This is a genomic window from Nonomuraea sp. NPDC050540 (assembly GCF_044457485.1).
GTDB lineage: Bacteria > Actinomycetota > Actinomycetes > Streptosporangiales > Streptosporangiaceae > Nonomuraea.
In genome coordinates this window covers 167,088-179,407 of the sequence record NZ_JBITHA010000021.1, presented here as the reverse complement: position 1 = coordinate 179,407, position 12,320 = coordinate 167,088, and the positions used below count along the sequence as shown (strand labels likewise).

The window sequence follows — 12,320 nt, the reverse complement described above, 5'->3', positions numbered from 1 at the left end:
ACGGCCATCAGAGCACGTGAACCGGAGGCTCTCTTGCGTCCATCCTTCCCCCTGCGCTCCGCACTCCTCAGCGCCGCGCTGACCCCTGCGCTCCTGCTCGGCACGCCAGCGGCGGCAGGTGGGCCCGCCCCCGTGGACGTGCTGCCCACGGACCCGTTCGCCGACGATCCCGACCTCACCTTCCAGCAGACCTACGCACTACGTGAGGCCGAGGCCAGAGCGTTGGGCAATCCCGCCGTCTACGCCCAGCCGTACGTGGACCGAACCGGCGCGCTGTACATCCCCGTCGTCACCGCGCAGGCTCAAGGCGAGGCCGTACAGCCGATCGCGGTGCCACCCGCGAGCCAGGCCCCGGAGGAAGGCACCGACGATCCGTCTGCCGTCCCCCCTCCTCACGCCGAACATCCCAAGGACGGCGCACAGCCGCTCGGCACGACCGTGGACGAGCCGCCGAAGGACCCCGCCCAGCCACGCGCGCTCGTGGCCGAAGGCGCTCTGGAATGGATCCCCAAGACCACGGTGGTCTCCCACACCTGGGCGCGTCTGCAGGACATCTCCGACGAGATCGTCGAGCTCGCACCAGCCGAGTTACCCGACGCCGACAAGATCCACTCCGCCGGACTCGACCCCGAGTCCGGCCGGGTGATCGTGGAGACCACCGCGGCCACCGGCGCCTTACGCACCGCACTCGCCGCCCGCTACGGCAGCGACGTCGTCGCCCTCCTGGTCATCGACGACCCCGGTCCCACCGAGCCCATGGCCCGGCACAACGACACCAGCCCCTTCTTCGGCGGTGCCTCCTTCACCACCCGCGTCGGCGCCTGCACCACGGGTTTCGCCTGGCGCGACGGCAACACCCACGGCATGCTCACCGCCGGGCACTGCACCGTCTGGGATGTACCGGCATTCAGCGGCGGCGGCCAGCGGATCGGCCAGGTGACCTATGACAATTACGACAACGCGAAGGGAAGCATCAAGGTCCGCGGCCGATACCGCGGTGACCTCGCCCTGATCGACGTGATGCGCGGCCTCAGCTCTCTGGCGAGAATCTACGTCGGCAACAGCAACTCCGGGAACTGGCGGGTCGTCGAGTCCATGGTGACTCGGCGGACGAAGAAGAACGACAAGTTCTGCGTCGGCGGCGCATTCGGCGGCGAACTGTGCGGATGGACAGTGAATCGCCTCCGCATGAACGTCAAATACTCCGGCGGCGCGGTCGCCCGGAACGTGCTCCGCGCCGCCAAAACCGGCAAATGCGTCAGAGCCGGCGACTCGGGAGCACCCGTGTACGTCCACAACTCCCGCGGCAACATCATCGCCAAGGGCATCCTGACCGGCGGCGGGGGGAACGGCAACGTCTTCACCCCCTGCAGGGCCTACGTCACCGACATCTGGGACGCCCATGAAGGGATCGCCGGGACCGTGGCCAAAGGGTAGAGCGCACCACCAACGCCATCCCGATCACGACAACGACCTTCGAAAGGACTCCTCGTGAACACACGTAAGCTGGCGGCCCTCCTGGCCGGCACCGCCCTGGCAGCCGCCACCTCACTGGTCGTGAGTACCGCCCCGGCCGGCGCCGCCGGCCCCTGCGGCAGCGGCTACACCAGGGTCGGCGTCTACGGCATCTCCCACGAGGACGGGACCCGTACGGGCACCCTGGAGGTGCACTACAGCTCCAGCGCCGGAAGGAACTGCGCACTGACCTACGGCTACGGTCAGTACGCCAACACCATGAGCTGGAAGCGAGTCTCGATCTCCAGAGGCGACGGCAGCGGGGACCACACCGATGCCGGTTACTACACGCACTACGCCGGCCCGGTGTACGTCTCCGCGCCCGGCCAATGCATCGACGTCGCCGGAACCGTACCGGGCTACACGACCCGCACACTCAACAATGTGCACTGCGGCTGACCACCACGGGGACGGCTCTGTCGCAGAAACGGTGGTGACTGATCGTCTGCACGTGTCACCGTGAGCGATGATCGATGCCACAGTGCCCGTGAGCACGGTGTTTGCAGGGTTGTCGCCGCTGATCGTCCAGGACGTGGTCGACGAGGGCGACCGGATACGGCGACGGGTACGGACCCCGGATGACCCGAGCTCCTGCCCGGACTGTGGCACTGCAACGAGGAGCGTGCACGGCTACCACCAGCGGATCGTCACCGACGTCTCGGTCGACGCCCGACCTGTCGTGCTCGTGGTGCGCGTGCGCCGGCTGGTGGGCCCAACGCCAGGCTGCCGGCGAACCTTTCGCGAACAGATTCCCGGCCTGCTGCGTCGCTATCAGCGCCGGACCGTCCGCTTGGCCACGCAGATCACAGCTGTGATCAAGGAGTTGGCCGGACGGGCCGCCGCGCGGACCTTGCAGGTCATGGCCATCCCGGTCACGCGGTTCACGGCGCTGCGCATGCTGCCGGCGCTGCCATGTCGAGACGAATCAGCGCATCGACGTGCTGTCGGGTCGCAAGGCCGAGACCCTGGCCGCCTGGCTGCGTGCCCATCGCGGGGTGGAGATCGTGTGCCGGGACGGCTCGACGACCTACGCTCAGGCCATCCGTGACGCGCTTCCGGACGCGGTGCAGGTCAGTGATCGCTGGCACCTGTGGAATGGCCTGGGCGAGGCGGTACGCAAGGAGGTCGGCGCCCACAGCTCGTGCTGGGCCAAGCACGGGCCACCGCTGCAGGCGGGCAGTCGCGCGGCTACCACATTAGAACGGTGGAGGCGGGTCCATGACCTGGTCGATGCCGGGGTCGGCCTGCTGGAGACCGCCCGCCGCCTGCAATGGTCGCTGAACACGGTTAAGCGCTACGCGCGGGCCGGCGAGCCCGAGCGCATGCGGCGCGCCCCGCAGTACCGCCCCACCGTGGTCGGCCCCTACCGCGACCACCTTCGCGCCCGGCGCGAACAGGACCCGGCCGTCCCGGTACAGACGCTCCTGGCCGAGATCAAGGAACTGGGCTATACCGGCAGCCAGAACCTGCTCTACCGCTACATCAACCAGGGCCGGGCCGAGGCTGATCGGCCCGCGATTTCCGCCCGCCGCGTCACCCGGCTGCTGCTCAGCAACCCCGACCAGCTCCAGAACGCCGACCGTGAGCCGGCTGTGCAACTCAGCGCCGGCTGCACGCAGATGACCACCCTGGCTACTGCCGTGCGAGACTTCGCCGCCCTGCTCAAGCCCGACCCGGAGAACACCGAACTCCTCGACTCATGGATCACCGTGGTCCGCGAGGCGGACCTGCCCCACCTGCACAGCTTCTGCACCGGCCTCGACCAAGACCGCGCCGCCGTTTACGCCGGGCTCACCCTCCCGTATCACCATGGCGGAACCGAGGGCGTCAACACGAAAACGAAACTGATCAAGCGCCAGATGTACGGCAGGGCAGGGTTCACTCTGCTCCGTCATCGCATCCTTCTTGGGTGATCACCTTCTGTCACCACCGTTTCTGCGACAGAGCCAAGATCTAGACAGACCCCCACATAGCGACGCTCACAGACCGTCGCGGCCCTCCGCACCGCAGGCTCCGCAGACGGCGCCGAAGTGCTCCGCTGGTCGGCCCGTACGGCTCGCGCCGCGACAACGTCACCGTCTGGTGCTGTGACCGGAAACGATCACCGGGTTGGGCGAGGGGGCGGCCGCCCTTCTCGCTGCGGATCTGGGCGCCTTCGCGGCGTTGGGCGGTCAGCACCAGGTCGAGCGGTGGTTCCTGACCGGGGTTACCCGAACGACGATCGAGGACCATGGACCCTCGGGTTATTGCAGCTCAAGCATCTTCTGACGCGGCACAGGATTCGTCGAGGAGCAGGAGGTCGGATGGGCCGATCGTGCCGGAGACCAGCAGCGTGGTGATCAGGTTGTGGTTGAGGGTGTTGCCCAGAGGCGGAGGGATCTCCTCTTCCAGGAGTCCGGGCACGTTGGCGCTGAGCCGCTGGCGCGTTTGGGAGACGATGTGGGCGGCTCGTTTGGTGGTCCACTGTTCCGCGGGGCGGAGGTGGCTGAGCTCGTCGGCGACCTGGGCCCAGGTCAGTGGCTGCGGCCAGGGCTCAGGCCGGAGGTATCGCTGACCCAGGCAGACCAGGACCAGGCGCTCGACGGGACTCAGGGGCCATCCGCTCGGGCTGCGGGTGTCGGTCTCCTGGCGGACCTGCGGCGCCGGGCTCGATGCCGTCATGACGATGCGCACTTCAAGTAAGTGGTCTTGCCGGGGGGCAACGATGAACAGCGGTGTGTACGCCAGCGGCAGCGGCACGCGGTGCCCGGTGAGCACCAGACGCTCACCTGGAAGGCGGATGGGCAGGTTGCCGACGTTGCACAGGACCCATCGCGCGTTCTCGTAGGTGATGATGCCGTGCTGTCGGCTGACGTAGGGGTCGTCGGGGCCCACGCACACGTGCACGTCCGGCTCACAACGCCCGAACACCACATCGATGCCGGCGTCCGGCGCGACGCGGATCCCGCCTTTGGTTCCCTGGACGTACAGGGTGCCCGGTACGGCGGGAGGCAGCTGGCCGATGAGGTCGCCGGGCTCCGCCGGCAGAAGTTCCACCTTGCTGAGGGGGCCGCGTTTCATCGACGCCATGCCCCGATCTTTCCACGAGCCCGGCATCGCTGACAGAGGGAAGTTCGAGGGCAGTCGCCGCTCAGTAAGGTTGCGGTAGATCCGCTCCTTGGCAACACAATGACCGCATGGCTAATTTCACGCCGTTGGCACCCGGCGACCCTGAGAAATTGGGTGGCCTGAAACTCCTCGGCAGGTTAGGCCAAGGCGGGCAGGGCGTCGTCTTTCTTGCCAGGACGCCCATGGGCGCGCACGTGGCCATCAAATGGCTGCACCGGTTGGACGAGGAGAGCGTGGCCCGCTTCATGCAGGAGGCGGCGCTCTCCCAGCGGGTGGCGACGTTCTGTACCGCGGCCGTGCTCAGCACGGGTGTCGAGGACGGCCGGCCGTACATCACCAGCGAGTATGTCGAGGGCCGGTCGCTGGAACAGACCGTCAGGGAGGACGGCCCGCTCACCAGCGGCGACCTGGAGCGGCTGGCCATCGGCACCGCCACCGCGCTCGCCGCGATCCACGAAGCCGGCGTGGTGCACCGGGACTTCAAACCCGGCAACGTCATCATGGGCGCCGGCGGCCCGCGCGTGATCGACTTCGGCATCGCGCGCACGCTCGGCCCGGCCACCATGACAAGCAGTACGCAGATCGGGACACCCGCGTATATGGCGCCCGAGCAGATCATGGGGCTCGGGCTCGGATCGTCGGCCGACCTGTTCTCCTGGGCCGGCACGATGGTCTTCGCCTCCTGCGGGCAGGCGCCGTTCGGCAATGACGGAACACCTGCCGTGATGCACCGGATCCTCAGCGATCGGCCCGAGCTGGGCTCGCTCGACGGACGGCTGGCCGAACTGGTGCAGCAGTGCCTGGCCAGGGAGCCGGGAAGCCGGCCAACGGCCATGGACGTCATAACGCACCTGCTCCGGAATCCGGAGCCCGGCACCGACCCGCTCGTGGCGGGAACCAGGCAGGCCGCGCGGGACCCCGCCCCGCCCGCCGGCCGTGGCAGGACCGCACGCGGGCCGCTCCTCGCCGCCGCGGCCCTGATCGCCACGGCCGCTGTGGTGACCGCGATAGCGCTGCCCGGCCGGCCGCGGACGAGTACGCCCGCAGCCTCGCCGACCGCCGCAAGGTCCGCGACCGCGTCGCAGCAGGCGACACCCTCGCCGACCACGTTGCCCGGCGGGCCGATCACGCTCCAGGAGAGCCCATCCGACCCCATCGCACTGACCGCATACGACGTCTACGACAAGAAGCTCGACAAGGACGTCAACTATGCCAGGCAGTCGCTGCGGGGGAAGTTCGACAGGTACGCGGGCAACATGGAGTCGCTGGTGTCCCCCAACGGCCGCTATCTCGCGGGAAGGCCGGACGACTACACCGCGGACGGCTACGACTCGATCCTTCTCACCGACCGGCGGACAGACTCGAGTTTCCGGATCAAAACCCTGCCCAAACCGCAGGACACCAGCATCCGCGCCTGGTCGAAGGACGGCTCGAAGATCCTCCTGAACCTCAACAAGAAGATCACCGACAAGCGGGACAAGGAGCGCTGGGTCACCTTGGGGTTCGCCATCGTCGACGTGGACAGGAACGACGTGTTCCAGAGCAAGGTCCGGGTGGTCAGGGTGGCGGACGCCTCGCTCGGCGACAACAACTTCGGCTGGGACGGCGCCGAACAGGGCGTCGTCATCGTCGATGGCAAGAACAAGGGGCTGCGCTTCTTCGACGCCGCCGGCAAACACACACGTGACCTGCCTGGAGTGGGGCCGCTGGCGTCCGGCACCGTCGACCTCTTCTCACCCTCGGGCAAGACCTTCGTGACCGCCTGCCCGGGTGACGACGACAGCGATCACTGTCTCTGGGACGCCAGCACCGGCAAGCAGGTACGCAGGTTCTCCTCCGACTGCGACAAGGTACTCGGCTGGTTCGACGAGTCGCATCTGTACTGCTGGGAGAACGACAACGGCGCCCACGACGAAGTTCGCGTGGTGGCGTTCGACGGCAGGCTGCTGCGAAGGCTGCTGGAATCTCCGGACGAGCTCGACCTCGCGCCGTACTTCACCGTTACCCCCACCAGGTCGTGAAGCGGCAACTCGATCACTCCTGAAGGTCCTGGCGCAGCCCGCGGACGACCAGCAGCCGATTCGTTGAGCCGGGCCACAGGGCTCCGTCACCCTGTGAAGCGGATTGTTGCCGCACGTTGGGTGATCGAGATCACGCGGAATCGGTTCGCTACGCGTCCGTTGTGGGGGAGGGCAGGCCGGGACCCCTCCCGAGCGAGTGGCGCTACTTTGTGCCGATCGGTGGCGATCCAACGGGAAGGAACGCGCGGACGTGGCACTGCTGAGTTCCATAGCGGCGCAAGTACGGCAGTTACGTCATCCGAGGGAATTCCGCATCCATGCCGCGGCCTGGCCCGACGACGCCCTGGTGGCGTTCGAGCGTCTGGGGACGGATCGGACCACGGAGACTCCTGACGACGCCCTTTCCGGGCACTCGGTGGCCGAGGTGGTGACGAGTATCTGGCGGCTCGATCGCCGGGTACGGCGGCTTCCGGGGGAGACGCGGGCCGTGACCCGCTACCTGGAGATGGCCTGGGATTCCTTCACCCAGGCCGGCATCAAGGTCCAGGAGCACGTGAACGACCCATTCGACCCGGGGCTCGCGATCGAGGTGCTGTCCTACCAGCCCGCGCCCGGCCTCGACCGTGACCGGGTGGTGGAGACCATCCGGCCGAGCGTTTACCTGAACGATCATGTGATCCAGAGAGGAGAGGTGATCGTGGGTACCCCCGACGCCGTCGCGAAGGAGGTCACCCCGTGACCAGGACCACGATCGGCTACGGGATCGACCTCGGCACCACCAACAGCTCGATCGCCGTGCTGAACGGCGTGGGCGTCGAGGTGGTCAAGAACAACCGCCAATCAGAGATCACCCCTTCGGCCATCTGGATCGACCGCGCGGAACGGCTCCACGTCGGCGACGTCGCCAGGAAGCGCAGCGAGCTGGATCACGAGAACACCTGCATCGAGTTCAAGGCCAGGATGGGCATGACCGACCAGCCCAAGGTCTTCGCCGACGGCGGCCGGTCGATGACGCCGGAGGAGATGTCCGCTGAAGTACTGAAGTCGCTCAAGGGCGACGTAGCGCAGCGGACCGGCGAGGATCTGCGGGCGGCGGTCATCACGGTGCCGGCGGCCTTCCAGCTCAGTGCTTGCGAGGCGACCAAGCAGGCCGCCAGGCTCGCCGGGCTGGAGCACGCGCCGCTGCTGCAGGAGCCCACCGCGGCCGCGCTGGCGTACGGGTTCCAGAGTACGGCTGACAATGCCTTCTGGCTGGTGTACGACCTGGGAGGCGGCACGTTCGACGCGGCCGTGGTCAACCTCAGGGACGGCGAGTTGACCGTCGTCAACCACCGGGGCGACAACACCCTCGGCGGGAAGCTGATCGACTGGAAGATCGTCGAGGAACTGTTCATCCCGGCCCTGACGAGGGAGTACCGGTTCGCCGATCTCAGCCGGGGCAACCCGAGGTCGCTCGCGACCATCAGTCAGCTCAAGCGGGCCGCGGAAGAGGCCAAGATCGAGGTGTCGCGCAGCGAGTCCGCGTCGATCTCCCTCTTGCTGAAGGACGACCGTGGCGATGACGTCGACTTCTTCTACGACCTGGAGCGGGCGGAACTGGTGCGGCTCACCGAGCCGCTCATCGTGCGCTCGGTGAATCTCTGCAAGAAGGCCCTGGAGGAGCGCGGGCTCGGCGCGGCTGACATCGAGAAGGTCCTGCTGGTGGGTGGTCCCACACTGTCGCCGTATCTCAGGGAACGGCTTGCCGACCCCCGGCAGGGGCTTGGGATCCCGCTCGACCACAGCAGGGATCCCATCACGGCCGTGGCCACGGGCGCCGCCATCTTCGCCGGAACCCAACGCCTGGACGCCGCGGCGGCACTGGCCGTCCCGCCCGCCGGGGAGTACGTGGTGGCTCTGGCCTACGAGCCGGTGGGGGCGGACACCGAGCCGCTCATCGGAGGCCGGGTGTCAGGGGCGGACACGGCGGGGTTCGCGATCGAACTGGTCAACGCGGAAGCCCGGCCGGAGTGGCGGAGCGGCAAGATCGCGCTGGACGCCGACGGGACCTTCACCGCCACGCTGTGGGCAGAGCGCGGGCGGGCCAACACGTTCCGCGTCGAGCTCACCGACGGCTCGGGAACCCGGCGCGAGGTGAGCCCCGACGAGCTGACGTACACGGTCGGAGCCGTCGACTCCCAGCCCACGCTCACCAACGCGATCGGCGTATGGCTGGAGGACCACGATGTGGCCTGGCTGCTCCCGAGGGGGACGCCGCTCCCGGCGCGGCGCAGGCACACGCTGCGTACCACGATCGCACTCAGCAACAGCCGGCTCGAAGGCTACATCCGCATCCCGATCGTGGAGGGCGAGTATTCGCGCGCCGACCGCAACCGGCGGGTCGGCCGGTTGGAGATCGATCCTGGGCAGGTCACCCGTGACGTGCCGGCGGGCAGCGAGGTGGAGTTCTCCGTGGTGGTCGACGAGTCCCGGCTGGTCGTCGCGCGTGCGTACATTCCGCTCCTTGATGAGGAGTTCGAGCACGTCGTCAACCTGCGAACCGAGACGACTCCCACGCACGACGAGCTGAACAAGAAAGTGCGTGCCGAAAGGCACCGGCTGCACGAACTGCGCACGGAAGCCAGGGACCTCGGCGACGTCAGGGCCGGGACACTGGTCGCCAGGATCGACGCGGAGGGGACCGCCAAGGACCTCGACCGGCTGGTCGATGCGGCCCGCGCCGATCCGGACGCCGCCACGGAGTGCGGCAGGCGTCTGCTCGATCTCCAGGTGGCCATCGACGAGGTAGAGGAGATGGTGGAGTGGCCCAAGCTGGTCCAGGAGGCGAAGGAGACGATGGCCGGCGTCCGGGACATCGTGCTGGGCATGGGCGACATGAACGACCAGCGGACCCTGACCACGCTCGAGTCCGCGACGCGGGAGGCGATCAACGCCCATGACGCCGACCTGGTCAGGAGATGTGTCGCCGACGCCTACGGGCTGGCGGCGGAAGTGCTGGAGAGGACGGACGAGCTCCCCCGCATCCGGTTCGAGCATCTCAGGGGCCTGCTGCCGGACATGCGGGACAAGCAGGAGGCCACTCAGCTCATCGACACCGGTAGGAAGGCGATGGAGCGAGGCGACATGAGGACGGTGCGCGACGTGAACCGCGAACTGGAGAACATGCTGCCGGCGCCGCCACCGCTCGATCTGTCCAGCACCGTCGTACGTGGGTCATGAAGCAGGTGACCATGGCCCTATCCGTCACCCGCGAGCTGGTCCTGGCCCAGGCCAGGGCCCTGGCGCGGAGCGGCCGCCGCGCAGAGGCCGCGGAACTGCTGGAAGATCTCCAGGGGGAGCCCAGCGTGACCGTGCTGGACCTGCTGGCTCGCATCTACGCTCAGCAGGGCGACCTCGACCGGGCGGACCAGTGCTGGGCAGAGGCGGAGCGGCTGGCTCCTGGCGGGGCGGAGATCGCCGCCGGACGCCGGCGGATCGCGTCCATGCGTCCCGCCGCGCGGCGGCGCAGGCTCGGCAAGGGCCTGCTCGCCACATGCGCGGTGCTGGTCACAGGCGCGGTGCTCGTCCTGCTCGTCGATATCCGCCGGGAAACCGCCGCGCCTGCGATGCCCCGGCAGCTCACGGCCCCGCTGACGGTCGTGACGACCTCGCCGCCGGAGAAGCCCGACGTGCTGGCCCGCATGAGACTCGACGTTCCGGGGATCCGGGTGAGGCGGTCACCGGGGGAGATCTCCATCGTCTTCAAAGGCGCCCTGTTCAGCCAGGGCACCGAGCTGACTCGCCGCGGCCGGGCCGTGCTCGGCGACCTGGGCAGGCGTCTGCGCCCGTACGCCACCGAGATAGAGGTGGCCGTCGTCGGCCACACGGACCGCGACGCGCTCCTGCCGGGCGGCGACCACGTCAGCAACGCCGACCTCGGCCTGGCCAGGGCTACCTACGTGCGCGAGATCCTCCGCGCCACGTCGCGGATCCCCACGACAAGGTTCGCGCTGTCGTCCCTGGGCGGGGTCATGCCGCCGTACCGCGACGGCGCGCGAAACCGTACAGTCACCCTGCGCATCTCCGGAGCCGCCGGATGACGCTGCTGGGACTGCGGCCGGACCTGTACCGGGAGAACGCCTTCCGGATCACCGGGCTGCCGGTGCGCGCGACGACACGCGACATCCGGAGGCAGACAGAGAAGATGCGCCTCATGGAGCGTCTCGGCAGGTCAGGCGCGAGCGAGGGGATACTGCCGCCCGCCCGGCCCCCTGACGAGGACACGCGGCAACGAGCCGCACAGCGGCTGAAGGATCCGGTGTCCCGGCTGGTGGACGAGCTCTTCTGGCTGTGGCCGATGCCCGATGGCGAGGTCGACGACGCCATGACCGCCCTGCTCAAGGGCGAGCCGCACGACGCGCTCCGCGTGTGGGAGCGCACGACGAAGCAGCCGGCCAGGACCGTCGCGGTGCACAACATCGCGGTGTTGTCACACGTCTGGGCACTCGACACGGACAGTCTGGACACCGACGCCATCCGGCTGTGGACGCGAGCGTACAAGTGCTGGGGCGAGGTGATCGCCGACGACTCCTTCTGGGAGCTGATGCGGGTACGCGCCAACGAGCTCGACGATCCACGACTGACGGCGGGCGTCGTCCGCCGGATGCGCGAGGACCTTCCTGCTGCCCTGCTGGCCATCAACGCCCAACTGGCGGTCGCGGCCGCACACGACGGGCGGCTCAAGGACTCACGCGGGCACATCACCGGCATGCGAGCGTCCGGATTCTCGACCGGGCTGGTCGACGAGGCCTTGCACGGCGCGGTGGGGCACGAGACGTCCAGGATCAAGACGCTGTGCAAGAACGTGGGGCAGGCCGTCAGAGCGACCCCTGAACGTGGGGACGAGCTGGCCGAGCAGTTCCTCGACGAGGCCAAGTCCCTTCTCAGCGTGGTGGCAAGCGTACTGCCCGACGATCACCGGGGGGTGCGGGAGGCCGGTGACGACATGGCCCTGACGGTTCTCGGCTGCGTCGTCGCCTACGTGAACACGGCCAAGGACTACCGGCGATCTTTGGACCTCCTCCAGCACGCCCTCACCTTGGCGGACTCGGAGTCGGTCCGTGATCGCGTGCAGGAGAACGTCGACATCATTTCGGACAACCTCTCCTACGCCTGCTGCTTCTTCTGCGGACAGGACGCCGACGAGCCATGCGCGCTGCACCTGCCCATGCACGGTGACGTCAACCGCGCGACCGACTATTACCAGACCCGGATAACCTGGCGGACGATCACTGTCCAGGTGCCGCGCTGCCGTCGGTGCAGGAGGAAGCGCGGCTGGAGAATCGCCTGCGGCGCGCTGATCGGCCCCTTGGCCGCGGTAGCGGTTGCCGCGTTCTTGATGGACGCCGTCGGCCTGGGCGCCGTCCTGACCGTGATCGGATTCTTCGTGGCGAGCCGGCTGATCGCGGGTCCGCGCCGCGACCCCACCGAGTTCGGACCCGTCACGGAGTTGTACGCCCTGGGTTGGCGGCCCGGTAACCGCCCGCCGGAGGCCGGACGCTAGACCCTGATGGTTGACCCGGGGCCAGAGTCCGTCGCTGGTGCGGGCGGTGTGGCGTTCGAGGCCGATCTGGTTCTTCGGGGTTCAGACCAGATAGCCGCGCTCGGCGTCGGGTTGAACGCCATAACCTGGTGGAA

8 protein-coding genes and 1 pseudogene are annotated in these 12,320 nt (G+C 68.4%); 8 read left to right on the top strand and 1 reads right to left on the bottom strand.

Annotation, left to right across the window (positions count from 1 at the left end; all coding sequences use genetic code 11):
- Positions 1 to 33: 33 nt before the first annotated feature.
- The 3 genes and pseudogenes from ACIBI5_RS46390 to ACIBI5_RS46380 all read left to right on the top strand — a co-directional run bounded on the left by ACIBI5_RS46390 (position 34) and on the right by ACIBI5_RS46380 (position 3,428).
- Positions 34 to 1,437, top strand: a complete 1,404-nt coding sequence (locus tag ACIBI5_RS46390; RefSeq protein WP_397256997.1) for a hypothetical protein — start codon at positions 34 to 36, stop codon at positions 1,435 to 1,437.
- A gap of 54 nt (positions 1,438 to 1,491) precedes the next feature.
- The gene (locus ACIBI5_RS46385) at positions 1,492 to 1,914 is read left to right on the top strand and encodes a spore-associated protein A (protein WP_397256995.1); all 423 of its coding nucleotides are present in this window, start codon (positions 1,492 to 1,494) and stop codon (positions 1,912 to 1,914) included.
- A 67-nt stretch (positions 1,915 to 1,981) separates the two neighbouring features.
- Positions 1,982 to 3,428: pseudogene (locus tag ACIBI5_RS46380) on the top strand (ISL3 family transposase).
- A 340-nt stretch (positions 3,429 to 3,768) separates the two neighbouring features.
- Here ACIBI5_RS46380 and ACIBI5_RS46375 read toward each other — a convergent pair.
- Positions 3,769 to 4,584 (bottom strand): FHA domain-containing protein, encoded by an 816-nt coding sequence (locus ACIBI5_RS46375; RefSeq protein ID WP_397256993.1) that lies wholly within the window; start codon positions 4,582 to 4,584, stop codon positions 3,769 to 3,771.
- Positions 4,585 to 4,691: 107 nt separating this feature from the next.
- On the opposite strand from ACIBI5_RS46375, the gene ACIBI5_RS46370 reads away from it, so the two are divergent.
- The 5 genes from ACIBI5_RS46370 (at position 4,692) to ACIBI5_RS46350 (ending at position 12,186) form a co-directional block, all read left to right on the top strand.
- On the top strand, positions 4,692 to 6,644 hold the full coding sequence (locus ACIBI5_RS46370) for a protein kinase (RefSeq protein WP_397256991.1): 1,953 nt from the start codon (positions 4,692 to 4,694) through the stop codon (positions 6,642 to 6,644).
- Positions 6,645 to 6,894: 250 nt separating this feature from the next.
- Positions 6,895 to 7,383 (top strand): hypothetical protein, encoded by a 489-nt coding sequence (locus ACIBI5_RS46365; RefSeq protein ID WP_397256989.1) that lies wholly within the window; start codon positions 6,895 to 6,897, stop codon positions 7,381 to 7,383.
- Positions 7,380 to 9,863: an Hsp70 family protein gene (locus ACIBI5_RS46360; RefSeq protein ID WP_397256987.1), complete on the top strand. Its 2,484-nt coding sequence runs from the start codon at positions 7,380 to 7,382 to the stop codon at positions 9,861 to 9,863. Before ACIBI5_RS46365 ends, ACIBI5_RS46360 begins: the two co-directional genes overlap by 4 nt.
- Before the next feature lie 11 nt (positions 9,864 to 9,874).
- Positions 9,875 to 10,723 carry an OmpA family protein gene (locus ACIBI5_RS46355; protein ID WP_397256986.1) on the top strand — a complete coding sequence of 283 codons (849 nt, stop codon included), beginning with the start codon at positions 9,875 to 9,877 and terminating at the stop codon, positions 10,721 to 10,723.
- Positions 10,720 to 12,186, top strand: coding sequence for a hypothetical protein (locus tag ACIBI5_RS46350; protein ID WP_397256984.1), 1,467 nt, complete (start codon positions 10,720 to 10,722; stop codon positions 12,184 to 12,186). The genes ACIBI5_RS46355 and ACIBI5_RS46350 overlap by 4 nt, the downstream gene beginning before the upstream one ends.
- The last annotated feature ends 134 nt before the right edge of the window (positions 12,187 to 12,320 follow it).

Coding starts and splice junctions, on each gene's coding strand:
- ACIBI5_RS46370 (WP_397256991.1), top strand. CDS start 4,692: ATGGCTAATTTCACGCCGTTGGCACCCGGCGACCCTGAGAAATTGGGT.
- ACIBI5_RS46375 (WP_397256993.1), bottom strand. CDS start 4,584: ATGGCGTCGATGAAACGCGGCCCCCTCAGCAAGGTGGAACTTCTGCCG.
- ACIBI5_RS46350 (WP_397256984.1), top strand. CDS start 10,720: ATGACGCTGCTGGGACTGCGGCCGGACCTGTACCGGGAGAACGCCTTC.
- ACIBI5_RS46355 (WP_397256986.1), top strand. CDS start 9,875: ATGGCCCTATCCGTCACCCGCGAGCTGGTCCTGGCCCAGGCCAGGGCC.